Here is a 22,858-nt window from a genome sequence, read left to right as displayed (position 1 = left end):
GATGGAATAATTTATCTTAAAATGAATAACAAAGAAATTAGAGGGATTTTTGATAAAGAGACTATAACAGTTTATCAAGCATACTCTCCAGAAATAGCAATTCCAGCAGTTAAAAATCAAAAATTTGTCCCTCCATTTAAAATGGAAAGAATGACTTGGATTAAACCTTCATTTCTATGGATGATGTATCGATGTGGTTGGGCTCAAAAAAAAGGACAAGAACATGTTTTGGCAATAAAAATTAAACGTGAAGGTTGGGAATGGGCTCTAAAAAATGCTTGCTTATCACACTATGACACTTCTATTCATAAATCGCATGAAGCTTGGAAAGAAAGTGTACAAAATTCTCCCGTTCGTATTCAATGGGACCCTGAACGTGATATAAATCTGAAAAAATTAGAGTATAGAGCCATTCAAGTTGGCTTGTCTGGAGAAGCTGTTTCGCTTTATGTAAATGAATGGATGACAGAAATTTCTGACATTACAGATTATTGTAAAGCAATACATCAATTAATATTAAACGGAAAGATGGAGGAAGCAATAGAATCACTTCCTCATGAAGGGATTTATTAAGTTATTTCACCAATGCGTTTTAACTGATAAGTACAATATCCTTTGATTATTTCATCATCTGACAATGAGAGTTCTTTTAATTTTGCTATTGCATATGGTGTTTTTAAGTCACCAAGAATATAAGCACATTTTCTCACAAATGGGTCTCTATCATCTTCTTCATCCCAATGTTCACAATTCAAATGCATTGCTTGTACAACTGTGTCTATACAATCTGGATCTTTGTAAAAAAACTGGAATGATAGTGCTATATTTTCATGTTCATTATGCCAACGTAATAATATTAATTGTTTACACATTTGATAAAAAAAATTATCTGGAATATACTGTAACAAATAAAAAATATATTCAATAGATTCAGTATCTTGATATTTAACAGCATTATTGAATTCATCTTCCCAATAGATCTGACTATTAATTTCTGGAAAAGATTTCTCAAAAATTTCTTGTGTTATTTTACCGCAAATAAAATCTAATATTAGTTTTTTTTTTTCTAAAATCATTTTTTTAAGTGTTCATATAATTTTTCAATTACTAGTAAATTTTCATTAAAAATTTCTAATCCTTTTCCTTTTCCTAATTGTATATTGATTTGAGGAATAGGATTTTTTTTATTGCTTTCAATTTTAAATTGGACTTTTTCTATTGACCATTTTTTCCCTGTTAATTTTTTATATTCATAAGATGTAATCATTTTTCCAAACTGTTCCTCAATTACTGACGCATTACTATTTGATACTCCTTCTGTAACAAATTTATCAATAGTCCCTTTTTTTAGATAGTACTTTACTAAAACTCCTTTATAATCTTCTGAAAAACCTAATTTGGGTGATGTTGATCCTTCTCCTCCAATTGGAGTTAACCCTTTAGCCTTCCATTCATTAGGTTTTAATAACTTTTTCCCTTTTAATAGTTCATCATAATGATCCTTAGGAATTGCCCTATAAAAAACCTCCCCAGCCTCTTCCACAACATAGTCACCTTTTTTACCGATAACCTTTCCAAATTTCCCTACATTCTTGAACCAGTTGACCTTAAAATCAACATTTTCAGGAATCCTTGAAATAAGGTCATCAACACTTATTTCAGATGTTTTCAAATAGCTGACAACATCCTTGAGCGTTTGGATATCTAGAACATAAAAATCATCAATTTCTACTTTTTTTGCAACAGTCCAAGCATCAACAATCTTACTATCAACAGTAACCGCATCCCTAAAAGCCTTATTCCCCAAAAAATCAGTCTGAAAAGCCTCTTTCAGCTTATCATCTAACTTTAAGTCATCAAGTTTCTTAGCAATATTTTGTGGTAACCCATACTCATTATGCACATAAACCCCATCTGCATAATAACTATGAAACCCTTCTACCTCGAAGTTATAAACCAGTTCATCGCTTGCATAAGAATGAATACTATCAATAGATAGAAGCTCTCCATGAACATCTTCTATCTCATCGCCTTCAATAAAATCTCTTGCTTTTTTAAAGCCTGCTGGGGTGTAAATTCGGTGGTTGGGTGTAGATGTAAGTAGTTTTTTATTACCATGATAAAGGATCACTAAAGAATCTGTAAAACTTACTTTTGTACTGACTACTTTTGCTAAAACCCGTTTCCCTTGATCATTTTTCGTGTCTACATAATCTCCAATAACGATTTTTTCAATAGGTTTAAAAGGCTTTCCATTGGCAAAAATTTGAGTGCCTGCTGGGAAACAGAAATGACGCATGATTGAAGGTATCTTATCTTCACCAACTCCTGCCGCTTTTAAAAACCTTTCTACTACTTCTTTGTCTGCATCCGTCAACCCTAACTTTCTACAAATGGAAAAGAAACGATCTGCTTTTGTAAAACCATCTTCTGATACTTCTCCTATTTCTGTGATAAATTTTGTTAACTGTGCCTTTTTACGCTGATCTATTTTCTTACTTACAAAATAGGTTGTAGTTGAAATAGGAAACAATCTTTAGAGGAAATTGCTCAAGAAGCTATGCAACAAATTCATTCTTCTAACTATTTGCAAACGCTAAAAGAACTTGGAAAAACAGAAATAATGCTTGTAGGCGTGGCTTTTGATGGTAAGGAAGTGGGGTGTGTGATGGGGTGAAAATAAACCCTCACTACACTTATATAAATGTTGTAAGGGTTTATGAATTGTATATCGAATTACAAAAGTTTCAAACTTTTTCAAAAGGATAGTTCAAGATGATGCTATTGCTTAACATCCAGAATAGTAGAAGATTTAACACTCTTTCAATATTGACTTTTTTTCTTGTTGAAACCGTTTTCTAATAAAAGATCTCTATATTTTAATAATTCATTTAAAGAAATACAATAAAAATCCATTAAATCCGATTCTAACTCGCTCTCAGAGATTGACAATAAGTATTCAAACTTTGAAAAAAACGCTTTAATATAAAGACGATCCTTTACTGTAATATTTATAGCTTCTCGAAAAACAAGATCTATAGAGTCAATACATAAATACCTACTTAAAAAAATAAGGTCCGAAAAATTACCATATTCATTAAGCAAGCGATAATCGGTTATGTTTCTTCGTTCCCTTTGAGAGTTTTTTTCTATTATATAAATCCAATCCTTTGTATTTAGATGAATAAACAAATCAGGAAATGTAAGCAATAGACCTATATTGTATTGATAATCATAATTTTGGAAATTATAAATCAAGAAATGTTTGATATTAAATATTTTATTTAAAAGACTCAAATCGAAATCTTCTTTAGTATCACGATTAAACATTTCTTTTTTATGTAACTCTTTAGCTATATTCTTATCAGTTAAATTAATCATTGAACAAATTTTGTTATAGTTTCAAATTTACCATTCTTAATATATTTAATTTTGAGTGCTGCTCCTTTAATTTTAAGTCCTAAATCCTCAAAAATAGCAGGGAATAATAATGTTTCTTCAATAGATGGAAGATAATGACCTGAGTCATTTTCAATTTTTTTCACCTTTCCTTTGACAATCTTTAAAGTACCTGCAGCTTGTACAGACTCGCCTTTTCCTAGAAAATGATGTTTTTTTCCTATTTTTAATTTTCCACTCATAGTTACAACAAAATCCACTCCATCAAAAGTATTACCTTTATCCCCTAACTTATCAATTAATCCATTCGAAATTTTTGCAATTCCCCATAAACTACCATCTAAAGGCATACTTTCACTTGGATACTTATTCACAACTAATTGTCTGTAATTTAAATCTGTTTGGAGTGTCTACTTTTAAGTTGACAAAAATAAATCCCCCACTTTTATATCTTTGTATATTATGTCAAAATACGATCAAGAATTTAAAGAGATGATTTTATCTCTGATAGCATCAGGGCAAACAGTTTCTCAGTTAGCAAAAGATTATCAAATTGATAAATCTACAATTAATGTATGGAGACGTAAAGCTAAGAGTCCAGAAGGCTTACATGGTAAAAAACAATTAACTGCTGAAGAAGCTGAAATCAAGCTTCTTAGAAAGGCATTAAAAGAAGTTCAATTAGAACGTGATATTTTAAAAAAGGCAGTGAGCATTTTCTCCAAAAACGATTGAATAAATATCTCTTCATAGAAGAACATATAAGGCAATATTCAATTGAGAAAATGTGTCAGTATCTATCTATTAGCCGTAATGCTTATTATCAATGGAAAAAGAAAGGGCAGTCCATCTCTCCGAGTGCTCAGAAAACCATGACTTTAAAAGAACGAATTCAATGCATATATGCAGGTAGTAAACAAGTTTATGGAAGTTATAGAATACAAAAACAATTAGCAAAAGAGGCTATCTATGTCTCACGCTCTTATGTTGGCCGATTAATGACAGAAATGAGCTTAAGAAGCATTTTAAAGAGAAAATTTGTCGTTACTACAGATTCTTCACACTCTTATAAAGTAGCGGATAATCATCTTAAAAGATCTTTTACAGTTGATGAATTAGGGATACGATGGGTATCAGACATCACATACATAAGAGTAAATGACAGTTGGGCTTATTTAACAACTATGATAGACTTAGCAGATCGGCAAGTTGTAGGTTGGTCAGTAAGCGAAGACATGACAACTGAAAATACTGTTTTAAAAGCCTGGATACATGCACGAAATAGAAGAGAAATAAAAGATGATTTTATACTACATTCTGATAGAGGAGTTCAGTATGCAAGTAATATTATTAGCTCTCTATTTTTAAGGCTCCCTTCTGCAAAACAAAGTATGAGTAGAAAAGATTTGAGATTAAGAGGAGAAAACGTAGTTTTCGGGTACAATATATTTGTGGCCGAAAGCTTCTTTAAGTCGATAAAATATGAATGTCTATATAGATTCAAATTCGAAAACCTGTCTCAATTAAATAACACGGTCAATGAATATATTTATTGGTATAACCATAAGAGATTACATTCATCGTTAGATTATTTAACCCCAAAAGAAAAAGAATATCAAATAAAATTTAATAATAAAGTAGCGGCATAAAATTGTCACAAAAAAAGTTGCTATTCCACCCTCATTATTACTATTTTTTTTAAAAGTTCATTAGCAACCAATACTTCTGCATGAGACCCTGCTAAAGCTATTAATTTACGTCTAAAAAATTCTTCATCCTGATAAGATAAAAGTTTTTTAATGATTACACCATTTAGTTCATCATCATTTAAAAGGTCAAATCGAATCAGATTTAAATAAAAAATATGCTGTTTTAATAAAGGTTTCATATTAGTCAAAAAATTTCATTGCAAATCCATATTCCAATTAATCAACTTCCAGAACAGATATACATCCCTTTCGGTAATTTACAATTCTATGATCATCAATCATTTCTTCCAAAAGGGTTTAGTATAAAATTTGAGGAATATGTAATCAATTCGACTAATGCAGAAAATAAAAAAATCACTCAATAAAGAAATTATACATTCCTTAAAGAGTGATTTTACACAATTATAAAAACTATATTTTACTTATACTTCCAACTTAACCAACACTAACCTTAACTGTTACATCACCTAAGTTATTGTCAAAGTCATTAGAAGCATCATTTATACACAATTCTAACTCTCCTTCTACACCTTGAGGTATAGTTGCATAATTACCAATAAAGAACGTTTTCTCTCCTACTTTACCAATTAAAGCACCTACTTTTTCACCTTCTAAAGTATACCCTTTAGGCGCAAGGTCAATAGCAGAATTAGGATTACCTGCTGCTCCATAAAGACCTGCTTCTTGCGTAGGGTCAGCTGTCCATAAACCTTTTACGTATTCAATTTTTGCTAATGATTTTGATGTCACTTTCACACCTGTTTTTTGAAATTTTTGGCTCGCCTGAACCGTTACTTCTTTTGTTTCTGGTGTTTTAGTATATATTTCAGCAATTTTTGATCTTAAAGGAATGTTATGTGATTCAAGGCTTGCATTTTGACCATGTAAATCAAATGCTAAATCTACTTCTGGTCTAAAGAATAAACAGTGAGTAGACCCACCAAAGTGGAACATACCTAATTGCTCTCCTTTAGATACATGCTGCCCTTCTTTTACGGTGACATCATTTGATGATACTTCTGCCATACCAATCGACATAAACGCCATTAGTCCAATTGCAGGATTATCAGCTTCAATAAAAACAATTGCTCTTGTTGCTACTTCTGTTAAGAATGCTTGTGAGTTGTTAGGTGCTGAATCATCTGGGCCTTGTTGGTTAGAAAAACCTTCATAATAGCTTTCAGAATAATAAGAACCATCAACAAATACAATTTTCTTAATAGTACCGCTAACTGGGCTATGCCATCTGTGGTAACTTAATGCATTTAAGAATGCTTGGTAAACCGTACCTCCAACAAATTGAGAAGTAAGGTCGTCTCCAGCTAACATATCTGTTAAAGAATAAGGTTGTCCTTTAATCCAGAATTCTTCTTTTTCTGCAACATTAGTGACTAATCTGTATGGAGCAGACTCACATGCATTTGCAATAATATTATCATTATCTTCTCCTGCAACAGGTCTTACGCCTTCTTTAAACTGTCTTGTGAAGAAGTTATCCCATGAGGTAAAACCATAACTTTCTTCTTTTTTATCTGATTTAGTTTCGAATAAATCTAAGAAGTTTGAGCCATAAGCAGCATCACACATTTGCTCTAAAGCGTAGTCGTTTAACCAACCAGACTCGCTGGTGTTTAATACTTTAGCAGATTCTTGACTTGATAAGAATGCACTCCAATATTGAAGAATTGCTTTTAATTTTTCGTTAACTTTTTTATCTAAAAAGGCTACATATCCAGATACTGTACCCATTGGCCAGTCTAGTATTGCATTTATTGGGAAACCAACTAAACCTGTCTTATTAAAATATGGAGGTTGCGTCATTATTTCATTCATTAATGACAACATATGATCGTAATCTCTAATTTGAGGTTTATTTGTAGGATCGTTTTTGTAAGGTGCTTTTTTAGGCACCTCGCTAAACATATTCGTAAATAAATTCTTATAATAATTATCTCCCTCAATAAGGTCTTTTAAATCCTGCACTGGAGGTAAAAGTTTTTTAGGATTATTATCAACATGATGAATTAATTTTTCTAACCAACTTTCAAGAAATTTTTGATCTGATGAAAGCCATTTCCCTACACGGTAATTTTTTGTAACCTTTTGCATAATCTTATATTTTTATATGTAATTTTTAATTCTTGAGATAAAGATAAATTAGCTTAGCTAGCTTTATCGATATATGTTAAATAACGTTACTTTAACTTGATAAGTTTAGAGTTTTCGTTAACATAAGTAATTTTAGAATAGTTAAATAATTACCACCCTTTTAGTGCGTCAAAACCAACACGTATACCCGCCATTACTTGGAACTGTGCATTGTAATGTTGACGCGAATCTGGATAATTATTTTCTGGAGTACCGTACATAATATTTGCATCGGTAGTATAAGAGCCTACTAAATGAAGTCTTATATTTTTCCCTTCAATTGGGTAGTATTGTAGTGCAACTTCTAAAGTATGCACATTTGCATTTTCAACGTCTTGAACTGTTCCATCGTCCAATGTGATCTGATAATTTGGATCATTAAAATTAACGTTGTTATAAATATATTTTATATATGGTCTAAACTTTTTGCCATTATACATCACTTTAATTGGCGCAGATTGGTATAATGCATTGTCATAAAAATTGGGCATATTTTCAGCAATAGCATAATCTGTATCAATAATAAAATCGCCTAACGTCCATTGTAAACCAAGATTTACTACATACGGTGTACCTGTTGACAAGTTAGATTTATCGTCTATAGTTGTTGCACTGGCAAACGTATTAATTTTATCTTTAACAATAAATCCGTACCAATAAAGGTTATATTCCATATTCATTTGGTTGCCCAAAGAATCAGCATTTCCATTTACAACCTGAGCACCAAACGACTGTCCGCTTGTGGTATTGTATTGTACCGTTACTCCTGTTTTATAAACCCCTAAATTATTTCCAATTATACTGTATGTATACACATCATTGGGATCATAATATTGTTCTGCTGTACCTACATTTAAGAAACCTTTACCAGCTTGGAAAAACCAGTGACCATTATCTGATAAATACGTGAAGTTAGCGTAAAGAATATCATCCGAAATATTATCTTCACCAATATCAGAAGCATTTGGGCTATATAAGAAATTAAAACCAAAATTCTTATTCAACATTCCGCTCATTCCTATACGAAAATCAGAAAATTGAAAACGTTGATCCGAATTGTAAACACCGTTCATATCATCCTGATATCCTAAGTGTGTAAAATCCATTCTAGCATCTACCGTTAACGAAAGGTTTTTCTTAAAGAATTGCCAATAATTTGATTCCTTAATATTTGTTGAATCTTTAGTAGATAATGATTGATCTTGAGCATTAACATTAGCAATAACAAGTAAAACTAACGCAAATAATAAAATAATATTCTTTTTCATGATGAGATCTATATTGAAGAGGAATTGCAAAACAACTCCTCTTCGTTGTCTATGATTTATCCAATAATTATGCTTCTAATTCAGGTGCTTCTTTAACACAAAGTGTTTTGTATTTGATTACACCATTTATTACATCTCTTTCAACACCATGGATATCCTTTTCATAACCAGGGAATGCATTTTCATATTTTTCTAAGATAGAAAGGTAATTATGAATTGCTTTTGTAGACTCGTCCATTCTCTCTCCACCCATCATTACAGGGATACCAGGAGGATAAGGAACAAGCATTACTGCTGGTACTTTTTTCATCATGTTTTCTAAGTACACATACTCTACATTTTTACGTACAACTTGTTCGTATGCTTCAGAAGGTTTCATTTCTTGCTGAGGAAGAATCTCGAATGCTTGTTGCATTTGGTTCAAGAAATCGTTCTCTTTAAAGAAAGTATGCATGCTATCACAAAGATCTTTCAAGCCCATTTTACCATAAAAATCCGCATCAATTTTTAAAAGATTAGGGAAAATTAATCTTAATGATGTGTTGTTATCATAATCTTTTTTGAAGTTCAATAAAGCAGATAACAATTCACCTTGTTTACCTTTTGTTGTTCCAAATGAGTGTAACATTAAGAAAGAGTAAGAATCTGTTTTTTCTGTTACAATCCCTTTATTTATTAAGTAATCTGATACAATTCCAGCTGGTATACCTTGTTCTGTATAAGAACCGACAGCGTTTACACCTGGTGTAGTAAAAGTTAATTTAATAGGATCAAGAAGTACAAAATCTTCTTCTAAACCATTAAACCCATGCCATGCATCATCTGGGTTTAATACCCAAGCATCTTGATTTGATGCTAACGTTTCTGCAGCTACTTTACTAAATTTCTCACCTTTATATGTTGTTGGCTGCCACATATCAAAGAACCAATCTTCTTTTGCAGAAAATTCATCATTCATTTGTGCAACTCTTTGTCTTAAGCTTATTGCGTCTAAGATGTTATCATGACTCATTTGCTCACCATTATCATGCATCATTTTAGTAGATACATCTAAAGAAGCAATCATTGGGTAGTTCGGTGATGTTGAACCGTGCATCATGTACGCTTCATTAAATTCGTCCGGATCAATTTTTTCGTCAGATCCATCTTTAATGTGCAACATAGAACCCTGAGAGAATGCATTCAATAACTTGTGTGTTGAATGTGATGTGAATACTGGAGGATGTTCTTTATTCTCATCTGGCGTCATGCCATAGAAACCATCATAAATTGGATGGAAACGAGCATAAGCATACCAAGCTTCATCAAAGTGCATGTATTTAACATGGTCACCTAATTCTTTTTTCACTTTTCTTACATTGTAAGCAAGACCATCGTATGTTGAGTTCGTTAATGCAGACATTACAATCTCTTTACCCATCTCATCTTCTCCAATTAATTTAGAGGCAGATTTTTTATGTAAAGCAGTAGTGGCTGTCATTTCAGACATTTTAACTGGTCCGATAATACCTAGAGCATTTCTTCTTGGCATCATGTACATTGGTTTAGCATTAGTAATTACCATTGCATAATTCAAAGATTTATGACAATTTCTATCTACTAAAGCTAAGTCGTTTTGAGCAACTTGACTTCTCCAAATAATTTGATTTACTGTAGAAGTACCGTTTAAAACGTAATAAGATTTATCAGAATTGAATGTTTCTGAGGCAAATTTTTCTGAGTCGCCAATAGGACCGCTATGATCTAATAAAGAACCTAGATCTGGTACAGAAATAGACAGGTCAGATCTTAAAGTATTTTCACCAAAGAAGTTGTAAAGTGCAGTACCTGCAGGACTTTTCTTAAATCCTTCACCACCCATATGGCCTGGTGTATGCCATGCATATTTGTACTCATCTACATAATTTACAAGTCCTTTAAAGAATGGACCATAATTACCTTCAACATATTCTTTGATCATGTGTGTTAAACGACCCGCCATAAACGTAATGGTATCATCGTCTAACCAATAAAAACCATTAGATGCCTCTAAAACAGATGTTGGTAATTCTTCTGGAGCAGCTTTTTCTGCTAAAATAAAAATTTGTAATCTTGGAAATCTTTTACGTAATTCTAAGATTACTTCTGTTTTTTCTTCTGATGATAAATTTAAATTCCAATCTACTAAAACACCAGATATTTCACGTTGACTAGTGCATAAGTCAATTACGTGTTTTAAGTTTTTTGATAAGATTGTTTTAATATTATCAGTATTTAATTGAGTAATTAATTCTTTTAATCGATTGCTTTCAAATGTATCAATTTGTTTTTCTGATACAACTAATAAAGGCCATTCTTGTAAATTCATGATATTATTAATTTTTATTTTAGAGAACTATTGAGATCAATTACTCAATTATATTTTTGTAGAAACTTTATTGAGTTTCTGTAGTATCTTTTAATTTTTCGTTGCCAAACAATCTGACATCTCGCTTTAATAAGCTTTCGTACAATGGTTTTGCACCGAGGTTATGTGTAATAAAGTTGGCTACTAAACACACAATACCTAATGGTAATATTAATTCGTATTGCCCTGTTAACTCAGCAATTAAAACAACTCCTGTAACTGGCGCTCCAACCACAGCTGTAAAGAAGCCAGCCATACCTAAAATTGCAAACTCTGTAGTATAAGGAGCTAATTTTGGTAGCAACATTGCATAGATTTCACCTAAAGAAGAACCTAAATACAACATCGGAGAAAAGATTCCTCCAACTACTCCACTACAGAATGATATTATCCCTCCAACAAATCTTAAAGAGGCAGTAGAGATAACCCAATTTAAATTATTATCACTTTCTAAATGTGTTTTTAAAAGCGACATACCAGAACCATTTAAATCTGGATTTATCTGATAAACAACAGCAAATAAAACAGCAATTAGGGCAAACGTTAAGTAAGCGGATTTACTTTTAAAGTAATCGAAAACTTTATACCCAGCCTTTATGGACTTTAAGAAGATGACTGCCGCAATGCTTAAGAAAAAACCAAAACCAATAAAATGATAAAAGTGTATTTCTGATAAAAGCTGCACATTAACGACGGGAATTTCTACTTTATTTCCAACAATAAATTGAGCTACCCAAGTACTTACATAACAAGCTAACATAATGCCTGTATATGATCTAAAGTTAAATTTAAAAGAGGGTCTCATTTCTTCAATTACAAGTAATATACCTGCGAGTGGGGCATTAAAAGCAACAGCTAAACCAGCTCCGGCTCCACATGCTAGTAAGTGATTCTTAACATCTAAATCGCTTACTTTATATTTCCATATTTTAGAGAGCCCTTCTCCTATTGCACCTCCCAGATGTATGGTAGGGCCTTCACGACCTACTACCATACCTCCGAATTGTGCGGCGATACCGCCTATAAACTTGACAGGAATTACCTGTTTCCATTTTATTTTTCTAACACCAATCATGCTCCCTTCTACTTCTTGAACTCCACTTCCTCCTGCTTCTGGTGCAAACTTTTTAACCAAGTAAAAAGATAAAAAAGTACACATTGCCATAAAAACTATGACCAGATAAATTGAAGTGTTTTGCTGAAGAGAAGATAAAATTGACACTGCATTGTCTGTTATTAAGTTATATATTCCACCTAACAGACCTACCAATACACCAACCGTTAAAGAAAGAATAAATAATATTCTAGATTGATTATGTGATAATGTAGTCTCTCTTTCCATGATCCAGTCTCTTATCTTTATAAATTTATTAGAAAGAAACCTGACCTGTTGCAATCATACCTACAGCAACTAATGCCATAATTATGATGAATATTTCCAACAGACGTTCATTTCTAGTATAAATTTGTTTACCGGCTTTGATTTCCTCTTTATGTGCTAATCTGTAGAAAGGAATTCCGATTGCATAGAAGATAAACGAAGTCATCATATAAGTAATACCAGCTGCATAGATTAACCATAAGCAATATAGCGTTGAGAGTAAACCTATGAATGCTGCAATTTTTCTATTCTTTTTATTATTTAAGATCTGTTTTAAACTTGCACCTTTCAATAAATACATTGATGAAAGAAGATAAGCTGGTAAAATCATTACTCCTGCAATATCAATTGCTGCCATATATACATCACTTGCAAAGGCTACAAAGATCATTGCCACTTGCATAATGCTAGAAGAAATAAACAAGGCAGTTGATGGTGCTCCGTTTTTATTTTCTTTTTTAAAGAAAGAAGGTAATACACCGTCTTTTGCTGCATCGTGTGGTACTTCTGCTACTAATATAGTCCATGCTATCCATGCACCTAATACTGAGATAATAACAGCAATATTTACAAAAGTTGCACCCCAAGATCCTACTGCTATACCTAATAAAGCACCTGCAGATGGGTCTGATAATTTAGCTAATTCTGGCTGTTGTGCAATACCAAATGCCAATACAGAAATCAAAACATACATTACTAATGCTGCAATAAAACCAATCATTGTTGCTTTACCAACATCAGATGTTTTCTTTGCTCTTGATGAAATAACAACTGCACCTTCAATACCAATAAAGCACCATAAAGTAACCAACATTGTTGATTTAATCTGTTCTCCTAACCCTTCTAAGTGATAAGCATTTCCCCAGAAATCTGTTGTTAAAACATCAAACTTAAAAGTGATTATTAAAATACCTATTACGATAACAAGCCCTATAAATTTAGCAATTGTTGAAATAGTATTTAAAAATGATGTTTTTTCTGTACCAAACAATGAAATAAAATTCATTAACCATATTAAAACTGATCCTAATACAATTGTTTGCCAACCATGGTTTAATAAAACTGGAAAGAAAACTCCAAATGCATCATTTAGCATAACTGCAAAGGCAACATTACCTAACGCAGCACTTATCCAATATCCCCATGCTGAGTTAAACCCAACAAAACGACCAAAACCTGCTTTGGCATATCCATAAATTCCGGAGCTAATATCTGGGCGTTCTTCTGATAAAGTTTTAAATGTGTAGACTAGCATACCTACACCAACACCAGAAATAATCCATGATATAATAACTGCTCCTAATGATGCTTCAGCTGCCATATTCTGGGGTATATTAAATATACCTCCTCCTATCATTGAGCCAAAAACAATGGCGACTAAGCCGCCTAAGCCGACTTTAGTAGATTTACTATCCATAATATTGAATTTTGTGTTAAATGTCTAAATTGAGATCGTAACAACGTTTCTTTTGTTTTTATATGATTCTATAACGATGCATAAGAAACAATGTTACTTAGATGTCATTTTATGAAAGTTATAAATCATTTTATGATACAAATAATTAAAAAAGTGAGTAAATAAATCGCCTGTGTAGTACATACTAGAACTGGGTTAATTAGGTAAAGGAATAAGCTAACAAAAAGAGTTAATTAAGGTTTAAATCATTATTTACATTATAACACTTTTAAATTCAATCAAAACTTACCCCTTATATTATTGATTATCAAATTTTTAATTGATAAGTACTTTTGTTTTACTTCATAATCCAAAAGTTTGATAGTGAATAATATATCATCAACACTAAAGAGAAGAAAATACTACTCGTTAACTTTTACACCATTTTCAGGTTTTTAAAAAAAAATTAAAAAAAGAATAGGGGTAAAATAAAACCTGAGGGTCATCTACATGTAAAGTCAAAATATAACATGAATTTAATTTCTCTGAAAAATGAAAAAGAATCTAATTTTAACTGTCTTATTTTTCCTATTAACTTCAGCCCTGTTTGCACAAACTCAATCATTAAAAGGAACTATCATCAACACAATTTCTAAACAACCTATTATTGGAGCTACAATTCAGATAGAAGGTAGTAATCCAATTATTGGAACGAGTACAGACATTGATGGTAATTTTGAATTAGAGGCTATAAATGTTGGTAGATATACACTAATTATTAATTCGATAGGTTTTAAAAGTATCCGTAAAACTGAAGTTCTTATTACAGGGAACAAGGGTATGGAAATTAATTTTGAAATGGAAGAAGATATTGTTGCTCTAGAAGGTGTAACGATTACGGCCTCTAATGATAAAGATGCCAATAATGTAATGTCTACTGTAAGTGCTCGTTCATTTTCAGTAGAACAATCTAGTAGGTTTGCTGGTGGTTTAAGTGATCCGTCTAGGGTAGCCTATAACTTTGCAGGAGTTACTTTCTCTTCTCCTCAAGATAATGGTGTTGTTATACGTGGTAACTCACCAAGTTCTGTTTTATGGCGTGTAAACGGTATTGATGTTTCTGGTGCTGCACATTTTGGTGGCGGAAATCTTGCAGGTGCTGGTTTAATTTCTATCTACAGTACAAATTTATTAAGAAGCACGGATTTCTTTACGGGTGCTTTCCCATCAGAATATTCTAATGCAACTTCTGGTGTTTTTGATATTAATTTTAGAAAAGGCAATAATGAAACCTATAAACATTCCGTACAATTGGGATTGATTGGGGGTGATATATCTTCTGAAGGGCCTATCAATAAAGAAAAAGGGTCGTCCTATTTAATTAATTACAGACATGGATTTTTAGGATACATTGGTCAATTATCTGGTGGTACTGCTCCTCATTTTCAAGATTTGTCTTTTAATCTGTCTTTCCCTTCTCAAAAATACGGTAATGTAAATATTTGGGGAATGGGTGGAATAAGTGCCATAGATACTCCGTATAAAAAATACAAAGTAAAAGTTCATTCAGATGAATTTGAAGAGTACGATGCAACAGTAAAATATAGAAAGTACGATAAAGACTATTTAGATAAAGAAATTAATTTTGGAATGGGTGCAATCGGTGTTAATCATTCTATTAGAGTTGGTAATGCAAGTGATCTAACCTCTACTGTTGGTTTCACATCAAATAAATACAAAAACAAAACACGCTATTTTGAAGAAGATGCTGATACATTAAATACTGGTACTCTTCACCCTCATCAAAGTCAACAAAGTATAGAATATAAAATGTCGTTAGCAAGTACATTAACGAGTGCTATCACGCCAAAATTAATTAATAAAACGGGGATAAGAACTGATCTGTTGTATGTAGATGCTTTTGCTAATAAAGCAGATACTTTAATGGGAACTGTACAACCTGTATTCTATGGCAAAGAAAGTGGTTACAATATTAATTTCTTTACGCAGTTTAAATACCAAGTTGCATCAAATTTTAGTGTAAATGCAGGTATTGCAAGTACTAAATTTCAATATAGTGATGAAGTAACAGTCGAACCTCGCTTAGGTCTTGAATATACCCCAATTAATGGTGTTATTTTATCTGCTGCTTATGGTAGACATAGTAAAAGAGAAGAATTGAAAGTTTATTCTTTCACAAACCCTGTTACAGGCCAACCAAATGATTTAAAATTATCTAAATCGGATCATTATGTAGGTAGTGTTAAAGTTAATTTAAGTAAGAATACTCGTTTAACTACAGAGGTGTATTATCAAGATTTGTTTGATGTGCCTGTTATTGATGGAACTCCTTATTCTTTTGCAAATTATACAACAATGTGGGGAGCAAATGGTACAATTTCTAATAAAGGTACGGGTGCAAATAAAGGTGTTGATGTAACATTAGAACGCTCAATGGTAAATGGCATCTATTATATGGTTACTGGTTCTATGTATACTTCTGAATACCAAGATGCTCAGGGAGTAACAAGAAATACTCTTTTTAATAGAAATTATATGGCTACCGTTACTTTTGGTAAAGAGTTCTTGGTTAAAAAGAAAAACCTTCTTGGAATTAACTTTAATGCCACTTATTTAGGTGGAGTACCTTTAACTCCATATGATGAAAAGGCATCTAATGAACAACAAAAAGTAGTGTATAAAGAAAATGAATTGTACTCTGTAAAAGGACAAGATGAAGTGTGGTTAAACTTTGGTATCACTTACAAAATCCATAAAAAGAAAAGTACACGAACTTGGGGTCTTGATATGCAAAATGCATTACTTACAGAACAAACAAGTGGCTACAAGTACAACTTAAAAGATCAACAGGTAGAAGAAGATAAAGTATTTTTTATTATGCCAAACTTATATTATAAAATAGCATTCTAAAAAGAAATGGCCTTGAAAGAAATATGTTCTTTTAAGGCCATTTACTATATCTTAATAATGACGTAAAGTCAATTAGTCTTTAAATTTCTCCATATCCAAAAGTCCATCTTTTTTAGAAATAAAAGTTGCGGCAGAAGAAACTCCAAAAATGTTTGTTGCTGTTCTACCCATATCAATTAAAGAATCTACCGATAATACAAACGTTAGTACCATACCCATAACTTCTGGAGCAATACCCATAATTGTCATGGCTGTAATGGCCGCAAAAGATGCTGTACCTGGTAAACCTGCAATACCAAAAGAAGATATAATTACAGAAATAAACATTGTAAATAATGTCCCTGGAGATAGTAAGTCTATTGGTGCTAAGCCTAAAGCATTGTTTACCCCAACAGACAAGACAATCATAAAAACTGGCCACATAGCACCACAAGCATTCATTCCCATTGTAGTACCTAAAGATGCTGCAATATTTGCCGTTTCTGTATCTACACCATTATTATCTTCTAAGCAGTTAATTGTAACAGGTAAAGTTGCTCCACTAGATTGTGTAGAAAACCCTGTAATTATTGCAGGTAATAAATTCCTTACATGCTTTATTGGGTTCATTCCTTTTGTTGATAACCCTGCCATGTGCATTATAAAAATTAATAACATAGTAGCATATGATACCACAATAAAAATGGCTAAATCTCCAAATAATGAAGGGCCTTTTTCTGCAACGGCAATTGTCATTAAAGTAAACACACCATAAGGAGTTAATTTAATAATTGTCATTGTCATGCTATTGATAATAAGTTTAGCAGAATCTAAACCTCTAATAACTAAGCCCATTTCTTTTGGCTTTTTAGCAGACATTCTACGTACAGCCATTCCTATTAATAATGCTACTAACAGTGTACCTATAATATTGTTCTCACTAAAAGCCTGAAATATTGATGTCGGTATATTTTGCGTAAATCCATAAATTACTTTCCCTAAAGAGGCATCACCTAAAGTATCAATTCTGTTGGCATATCCTTTAGAAATTGTTTCTGCAGAAACTTTAGAAACATCAATAAGGTTCTCGAAGTTAAAAAGATTTGCCATTCCAAAGGCAAGTGTTGCTGCTCCGGTTATAGAGACCACAAAATAAGTAATTATCTGCCCTATTCTTTTTCCAATATTACTATCGTTACTAATATTTACTAGCGTATGTGCAATAGAAATAAAGACAATGGGAACAATCATTAATTTTAAGAACCTAATATATATATTAGAGATGGTCTTCATGTAAAATTTTAAATCTACATAGACCTCTTGCGGAATAAACTCATATAAACCCCACCCAAAAATAATTCCTATACCAATTGCTGTCAAATTTCTATAATGGAATTTGACTTTTTGGTTTGACATGGAATAAAGTATGCCCAGTAAACTTACAAAAGCTATAATTGCAAGAAGTAATATCATAATGTGTTTTTTATTTTACTAAAACCTTATAGGTAAATATACCAATGGTTTTAAAGTCTATTCTTTAAGTGAAGTTAAAATAAATACTAAGACCATTAAATGACTTTAGTACTATTCTTTAGTCTACTAAACTAGTAGAAAATGATTTATAAATACGTATTAAGTGATTAATAGTAAAAAGTAGTTATAAATTATTCACATTTACTATACTTTATAATATTGATATAAAAACAAACAAAAAATTATTTAAAATCTGACTATCAATTACTTATAAAGTAAAAATCTTTTATTTGTTGTGTAAATTAAGTAAATTACTATACACCACAACTAACTTAAATGCTATGGAAAACTATATCTATAATTATTTAGCAGCCTCGAACTTAGAAGAAATAAAAACACCTCAATCTAAAGGTCTAATTTTTACATTATCAAGGGACTTTGGTACAAACATAAAAAATTGTGCTACGGAACTTGTAGAAAAACTAAATAAAGAACGTGTTGGTTTTTCTATCTGTAAAAAGAAATGGGCACTAATTGATAGTGTTATTTTAAGTAACATTTCTAAAGAACTTAAAATTGGGTACGACGCCTTAAATCAATTTGTACCTATTGAACACAAAAGTATTTTCGATCAGATATTACATGGTTTAGACTTTAATAGAAGTCAATTAGACGATAACTTACACAAGGCTATTCAGACCGTAATTTATTCTTATTTTGAAAGAGGAAATGTTGTCTTTCTGGGTAGAGGAGCTGCTTATTTTACAAATCAGTTGGACAATGTTATCAACTTCAAAATAAAATCAAGTGATGAAAATAGAATACATAGGTACGCTGAAAAAAACAAAGTGAATTACCATTATGCCAAAGAGGTTGTTCGCAGAAAAGCCAAAAGAAGAAATGACTTTCTAAGTTATATTTCTAAAGGAAAACATCAGAGTTACGATTTTGTACTTAATAGAGATATTATGGATGATGAAACACTCACTTCCCTCCTTTTTGATCTCTGCAAGAATAAAGAGATTCAATGTAAAACCTATAGTGAGGTTAATCAGCTGAAAAACAAAAATATGTAAATTAAACTATTAGTTTTAGTCCTTTGCTTGAAGTCATTAATAAGTGAATATATCATCATTTATTAATGACTTTGATTACCATATCACTACACTTTAAGTGTTAAATTGACACTACAAAGATATTCAAGCACACTAAAACTAGTATACTCATGGAATCATTCATCTATAATTACTTAATCGAAACAGAATTACGGCAGAAAAAAGCACCTGTTGCTAATGGCATGATTGTAACAATGTCGAGAGAATTTGGTACAAATGTTAGACCGGCAGCTCAATTATTAGTAGATGAGCTTAATGCAAAAAAGGTTGGGTTTAAAATGCTAAAAAGACCTTGGAGGCTGGTAGATAGTACTATCTTAAATAACCTTTCTAAAGAGCTAAAAGTATCTGCAAAAGAGTTAAATAATTTCATTCCTATACAGAACAAAAGCATAATAGATCAAATTATGTACAGTCTGGATATAGGCAATAATACATTAGATGAGCAATTATTAACCGCGTTAAAAACCGTCATTTTAAGTTTTCTAGAAAGAGGTAATGTTGTCTTTTTAGGAAGAGGTGCTTCATTTTTTACCGATGGATTGCAAAATGCATTACGAATAAAAGTAACAGCATCAGAAAAATTTAGAGTAACCCAATTTGCTAAGAAAAACGATTTGCGAGAAAATTATGCTCGGGAAATCGTTCGACGTAAAAACAAACGTCGTAAAAACTTTTTAAAATACGTTTCGCAGAGTGTCCCTATAAATTATGATTTAACCATTAAGAGGGACGATCTATCAGACAATGAAATCGCAAGTAGTATTCTTTCCCTTGTTTCCGAAAGAGAAATTGAAATGATGCGAAACGTTTAGTTGATGTGCCCCTTCCTATATTTTTAGTGAAGGGGCTTTTTATAAGTTTAAAATAATAAATGATGTATATACCCAAATATCAAAACAATGGAACAGGTAAGACAATGGCATTTACTAACTTCTGGTGAAGTAGTAAATCTGCTAAATGCCGACTCAAAAAATGGGTTATCAAGGCAAGAAGTACTTAAAAGAAGACTAAAATTTGGCGAAAATAAACTAACTCCTAAAAAAGGAGAATCTCGATTTCTAATTTTTCTTAAACAGTTTCATCAACCACTAGTTTATATACTTTTGTTTGCTGCACTCGGCGTAGGATTCTTAGAAGAGTGGGTAGAAATGAGTGTAATTATTAGTGTTGTTTTAATAAATGCAATAATTGGCTTTATTCAAGAAGTGAAAGCATTAAAAGCTATTCAAGCATTAGCAAAAGAACTTACAGCAAACACTACAGTTATTAGAGAGGGAAAGAAAACAAGTATTAAGGTTAAAGACATTGTTATAGGAGATATTGTTGTGTTACATTCTGGAGATAGAGTGCCTGCAGATTTGCGTATTATCACTTCAAAAGAATTAAAAATTGACGAGTCTGCTTTAACTGGAGAATCTCTTTCAACAGATAAAAAAAATATTGCTTTAGAAGAAGAAACCATTATAAATGATAGAAAGAATTCTGCCTTTGCTTCTACCCTTGTAACTTATGGGTATGGCCTTGGCGTAGTAACCAACATTGGTGATAAAACTGAGATTGGTCAGATAAATCACTTAATAGCTTCAGCAGATATATTGGCTACACCACTAACTAAGAAAATTGCACATTTTAGTAAAATTTTACTTTGGATAATTTTAAGTCTAGCGGCACTTACAATTACTGCAGGGCTACTTAGAGGACAACCGTTAGAAAATGTATTATTAGAAGGAGTTGCTTTGGCTGTTGGTGCAATACCAGAAGGTTTACCAGCCGTTGTTACCATCACTTTAGCCATTGGTGTAAGTAGAATGGCACAAAAGAAAGCGATCATCAGAAAATTACCCGCTGTAGAAACCTTAGGGAGCACTACTGTTATCTGTTCTGATAAAACGGGTACACTTACCCAAAATGAAATGACCGTTCAGAAAATCTATACAAACAATGAAGATATAGATGTAGAAGGTACAGGTTATGTACCCAATGGGAGATTTTCTTGTAAAGGACAGTATATCACCAACGATTATTCTGTAGCCTTAACCGAAACACTAAAAGCTGGGCTACTCTGTAATAACGCTTCTTTATTTAAAAAAGAGGGATATTGGTGTATCGAAGGCGATCCAACTGAAGGTGCTTTAATTACTTCTGCTACAAAAGGAGGATTTATAATTGATGAAATGAATACTTTTTTTCCTCGTTTAGACGAGATCCCGTTCGAGTCGGAACATCAATACATGGCTACGTTACATAAGGGCAACGCTACGAATATTATGTATCTTAAAGGTGCTGTAGAGAAGATTGTTTCAGCATGTGTAAATGTATTAGATAACAATGGAAACACCACTACCATCTATTATGAACAAATTATAAAAGCTGTAGAAAGATATGCATCTGATGGATTAAGAGTACTTGCTTTTGCTAAAAAAGAGATAGCTAAGAATAGAACATCAATTACACATGCAGACACTACTGAACAGCTTACATTTTTAGGTTTACAAGCCATGATCGACCCCCCTAGAGCCGAAGCGGTACATGCGGTAAATATCTGTCATCAGGCTGGAATTGATGTCAAAATGATAACTGGAGATCATATTGTAACTGCTACAGCAATTGCAGATAAACTTGGTTTAAGAAAGCATAACCCTAAAGAAACTGGAATTACGGGAAAAGAACTAGACCTTCTCAACATACATCAATTAAGAGAAATTGCTAAAAAGAAATCTGTATTTGCTAGAGTGAGTCCTCATCAGAAATTAAACCTTGTCCAAGCATTACAAGATGAAGGACATATTGTTGCAATGACAGGTGATGGCGTAAATGATGCACCTGCTTTAAGACAAGCGAATATTGGTATTGCAATGGGTATTGTTGGAACAGAGGTAGCCAAAGAAACAGCGGACATGATTCTTACTGATGATAATTTTGCAACAATAAAAAGTGCTACAGAAGAAGGTAGAAATGTGTTCGACAATCTTCTTAAATTTATAACATGGACCATTCCTACGAACTTAACAGAAGGTATGGTAATTCTTGTCGCTTCCCTTCTAGGTTTAACTTTACCAATTACTCCACTTCAAATTTTATGGATTAACATGTCTACTGCTATCTTTTTAGGAGCAACATTAGCCGTAGAAAAATCTGAAATCGGATTAATGAAAAGGCCGCCAAGAGATCCTAAAAAACCATTACTGACCGCTGCTATGTTCGCTAGAATACTGTGGGTAAGCACTTATCTAGTGGCTGCCATTTACTTGGTTTTCTATTATGAAACAACGCACGGAATGGGAATTAATGTATCGAGAACAATTTGTGTAAACCTGATAGTTTTTGGCGAGTTGTTTTATTTATTCAACTCTAGGTCATTACATCATTCTCCATTTAAACTTGGCTTCTTTTCAAATAAGTGGCTCATTGGTGGTGTTATGATCATGATAAGTCTTCAGCTTTTACTCACCTATGCGCCTTTTATGAATACACTTTTTGGTACAACACCAATAGATAGTAAAGCGTGGGGATTAATAATAGGAATTTCTACAATTCTCTTTCTTTTAGTTGAATTAGAGAAGTTTATAAGAAATAAGTTAAAATAGTTAGAAATAGGACAACAGTTTGTGTTTCATGGGCTGTTGTTTTCATTTATTACAGACAGATAATTGAAAAGTAATAAGGATGT

The 22,858-nt window shown here is 32.1% G+C and carries 18 protein-coding genes; 7 read left to right on the top strand and 11 right to left on the bottom strand.

What is annotated here, in order from left to right; translation table 11 throughout:
- Nucleotides 1-21: 21 nt before the first annotated feature.
- Nucleotides 22-573 carry a DUF4291 domain-containing protein gene (locus EI427_RS23760; RefSeq protein WP_126619754.1) on the top strand — a complete coding sequence of 184 codons (552 nt, stop codon included), beginning with the start codon at nt 22-24 and terminating at the stop codon, nt 571-573.
- Here EI427_RS23760 and EI427_RS23755 read toward each other — a convergent pair.
- Nucleotides 570-1,076, bottom strand: coding sequence for a HEAT repeat domain-containing protein (locus EI427_RS23755; RefSeq protein WP_126619752.1), 507 nt, complete (start codon nt 1,074-1,076; stop codon nt 570-572). The two genes, EI427_RS23760 and EI427_RS23755, sit on opposite strands and share 4 nt — an antisense overlap.
- Nucleotides 1,073-2,533: a Hint domain-containing protein gene (locus EI427_RS23750; protein ID WP_126619750.1), complete on the bottom strand. Its 1,461-nt coding sequence runs from the start codon at nt 2,531-2,533 to the stop codon at nt 1,073-1,075. The genes EI427_RS23755 and EI427_RS23750 overlap by 4 nt, the downstream gene beginning before the upstream one ends.
- A gap of 27 nt (nt 2,534-2,560) precedes the next feature.
- Here EI427_RS23750 and EI427_RS26460 point away from each other — a divergent pair, with 27 nt between their 5' ends.
- Nucleotides 2,561-2,677: a hypothetical protein gene (locus tag EI427_RS26460; protein WP_126619748.1), complete on the top strand. Its 117-nt coding sequence runs from the start codon at nt 2,561-2,563 to the stop codon at nt 2,675-2,677.
- 146 nt (nt 2,678-2,823) lie between these two features.
- Here EI427_RS26460 and EI427_RS23740 read toward each other — a convergent pair whose 3' ends face one another.
- Both EI427_RS23740 and EI427_RS23735 read right to left on the bottom strand, forming a co-directional pair.
- Nucleotides 2,824-3,381, bottom strand: a complete 558-nt coding sequence (locus EI427_RS23740; RefSeq protein WP_126619746.1) for a hypothetical protein — start codon at nt 3,379-3,381, stop codon at nt 2,824-2,826.
- Nucleotides 3,378-3,773, bottom strand: a complete 396-nt coding sequence (locus EI427_RS23735; protein ID WP_126619744.1) for a hypothetical protein — start codon at nt 3,771-3,773, stop codon at nt 3,378-3,380. The genes EI427_RS23740 and EI427_RS23735 overlap by 4 nt, the downstream gene beginning before the upstream one ends.
- A gap of 85 nt (nt 3,774-3,858) precedes the next feature.
- On the opposite strand from EI427_RS23735, the gene EI427_RS23730 reads away from it, so the two are divergent.
- A protein-coding gene (locus EI427_RS23730; protein WP_126620447.1) for an IS3 family transposase occupies nt 3,859-5,048 on the top strand; the annotation gives its coding sequence in 2 pieces (ribosomal slippage) (nt 3,859-4,096 and nt 4,096-5,048; 1,191 coding nt in all).
- Nucleotides 5,049-5,068: 20 nt separating this feature from the next.
- Here the strand turns inward: EI427_RS23730 and EI427_RS23725 are convergent.
- The 6 genes from EI427_RS23725 to EI427_RS23700 form a co-directional block, all read right to left on the bottom strand.
- Nucleotides 5,069-5,287 (bottom strand): hypothetical protein, encoded by a 219-nt coding sequence (locus tag EI427_RS23725; protein WP_126619742.1) that lies wholly within the window; start codon nt 5,285-5,287, stop codon nt 5,069-5,071.
- A gap of 256 nt (nt 5,288-5,543) precedes the next feature.
- Nucleotides 5,544-7,217, bottom strand: a complete 1,674-nt coding sequence (locus tag EI427_RS23720) for a phophatidylserine decarboxylase associated domain-containing protein (RefSeq protein ID WP_126619740.1) — start codon at nt 7,215-7,217, stop codon at nt 5,544-5,546.
- A 149-nt stretch (nt 7,218-7,366) separates the two neighbouring features.
- A complete protein-coding gene (locus EI427_RS23715; RefSeq protein ID WP_126619738.1) occupies nt 7,367-8,524 on the bottom strand; it encodes a porin family protein in 1,158 nt (385 codons plus the stop codon).
- A gap of 67 nt (nt 8,525-8,591) precedes the next feature.
- Nucleotides 8,592-10,871: an Orn/Lys/Arg family decarboxylase gene (locus EI427_RS23710; RefSeq protein ID WP_126619736.1), complete on the bottom strand. Its 2,280-nt coding sequence runs from the start codon at nt 10,869-10,871 to the stop codon at nt 8,592-8,594.
- A 67-nt stretch (nt 10,872-10,938) separates the two neighbouring features.
- Complete coding sequence (gene clcA / locus EI427_RS23705; RefSeq protein ID WP_126619734.1) at nt 10,939-12,252, bottom strand: H(+)/Cl(-) exchange transporter ClcA; 1,314 nt, start codon at nt 12,250-12,252, stop codon at nt 10,939-10,941.
- Between the two features lie 28 nt (nt 12,253-12,280).
- A complete protein-coding gene (locus tag EI427_RS23700; protein WP_126619732.1) occupies nt 12,281-13,708 on the bottom strand; it encodes a basic amino acid/polyamine antiporter in 1,428 nt (475 codons plus the stop codon).
- A gap of 531 nt (nt 13,709-14,239) precedes the next feature.
- Between EI427_RS23700 and EI427_RS23695 the strand changes: the two genes are divergently transcribed.
- Nucleotides 14,240-16,618 carry a TonB-dependent receptor gene (locus EI427_RS23695; RefSeq protein WP_126619730.1) on the top strand — a complete coding sequence of 793 codons (2,379 nt, stop codon included), beginning with the start codon at nt 14,240-14,242 and terminating at the stop codon, nt 16,616-16,618.
- 72 nt (nt 16,619-16,690) lie between these two features.
- On the opposite strand, the gene EI427_RS23690 is transcribed toward EI427_RS23695, so the two are convergent.
- Nucleotides 16,691-18,013 carry a dicarboxylate/amino acid:cation symporter gene (locus EI427_RS23690; protein WP_170178598.1) on the bottom strand — a complete coding sequence of 441 codons (1,323 nt, stop codon included), beginning with the start codon at nt 18,011-18,013 and terminating at the stop codon, nt 16,691-16,693.
- A 398-nt stretch (nt 18,014-18,411) separates the two neighbouring features.
- Between EI427_RS23690 and EI427_RS23685 the strand changes: the two genes are divergently transcribed.
- The 3 genes from EI427_RS23685 to EI427_RS23675 all read left to right on the top strand — a co-directional run bounded on the left by EI427_RS23685 (nt 18,412) and on the right by EI427_RS23675 (nt 22,775).
- Nucleotides 18,412-19,146 carry a cytidylate kinase-like family protein gene (locus EI427_RS23685; RefSeq protein WP_126619726.1) on the top strand — a complete coding sequence of 245 codons (735 nt, stop codon included), beginning with the start codon at nt 18,412-18,414 and terminating at the stop codon, nt 19,144-19,146.
- A 149-nt stretch (nt 19,147-19,295) separates the two neighbouring features.
- Nucleotides 19,296-20,000, top strand: a complete 705-nt coding sequence (locus tag EI427_RS23680) for a cytidylate kinase-like family protein (RefSeq protein WP_126619724.1) — start codon at nt 19,296-19,298, stop codon at nt 19,998-20,000.
- Nucleotides 20,001-20,087: 87 nt separating this feature from the next.
- Complete coding sequence (locus EI427_RS23675) at nt 20,088-22,775, top strand: cation-transporting P-type ATPase (protein ID WP_126619722.1); 2,688 nt, start codon at nt 20,088-20,090, stop codon at nt 22,773-22,775.
- Nucleotides 22,776-22,858: the final 83 nt, after the last annotated feature.

The organism is Flammeovirga pectinis (assembly GCF_003970675.1).
GTDB lineage: Bacteria > Bacteroidota > Bacteroidia > Cytophagales > Flammeovirgaceae > Flammeovirga > Flammeovirga pectinis.
This window is presented reverse-complemented; position numbering and strand designations above follow the sequence as displayed.

Bases quoted from the DNA above. Each gene is read 5' to 3' on its own strand.
- EI427_RS23760 (WP_126619754.1), top strand. From the start codon at position 22: ATGAATAACAAAGAAATTAGAGGGATTTTTGATAAAGAGACTATAACA.
- EI427_RS23755 (WP_126619752.1), bottom strand. From the start codon at position 1,076: ATGATTTTAGAAAAAAAAAAACTAATATTAGATTTTATTTGCGGTAAA.
- EI427_RS26460 (WP_126619748.1), top strand. From the start codon at position 2,561: ATGCAACAAATTCATTCTTCTAACTATTTGCAAACGCTAAAAGAACTT.
- EI427_RS23740 (WP_126619746.1), bottom strand. From the start codon at position 3,381: ATGATTAATTTAACTGATAAGAATATAGCTAAAGAGTTACATAAAAAA.
- EI427_RS23725 (WP_126619742.1), bottom strand. From the start codon at position 5,287: ATGAAACCTTTATTAAAACAGCATATTTTTTATTTAAATCTGATTCGA.
- EI427_RS23720 (WP_126619740.1), bottom strand. From the start codon at position 7,217: ATGCAAAAGGTTACAAAAAATTACCGTGTAGGGAAATGGCTTTCATCA.
- EI427_RS23715 (WP_126619738.1), bottom strand. From the start codon at position 8,524: ATGAAAAAGAATATTATTTTATTATTTGCGTTAGTTTTACTTGTTATT.
- EI427_RS23710 (WP_126619736.1), bottom strand. From the start codon at position 10,871: ATGAATTTACAAGAATGGCCTTTATTAGTTGTATCAGAAAAACAAATT.
- clcA (WP_126619734.1), bottom strand. From the start codon at position 12,252: ATGGAAAGAGAGACTACATTATCACATAATCAATCTAGAATATTATTT.
- EI427_RS23700 (WP_126619732.1), bottom strand. From the start codon at position 13,708: ATGGATAGTAAATCTACTAAAGTCGGCTTAGGCGGCTTAGTCGCCATT.
- EI427_RS23695 (WP_126619730.1), top strand. From the start codon at position 14,240: ATGAAAAAGAATCTAATTTTAACTGTCTTATTTTTCCTATTAACTTCA.
- EI427_RS23690 (WP_170178598.1), bottom strand. From the start codon at position 18,013: ATGTCAAACCAAAAAGTCAAATTCCATTATAGAAATTTGACAGCAATT.
- EI427_RS23685 (WP_126619726.1), top strand. From the start codon at position 18,412: ATGGAAAACTATATCTATAATTATTTAGCAGCCTCGAACTTAGAAGAA.
- EI427_RS23680 (WP_126619724.1), top strand. From the start codon at position 19,296: ATGGAATCATTCATCTATAATTACTTAATCGAAACAGAATTACGGCAG.
- EI427_RS23675 (WP_126619722.1), top strand. From the start codon at position 20,088: ATGGAACAGGTAAGACAATGGCATTTACTAACTTCTGGTGAAGTAGTA.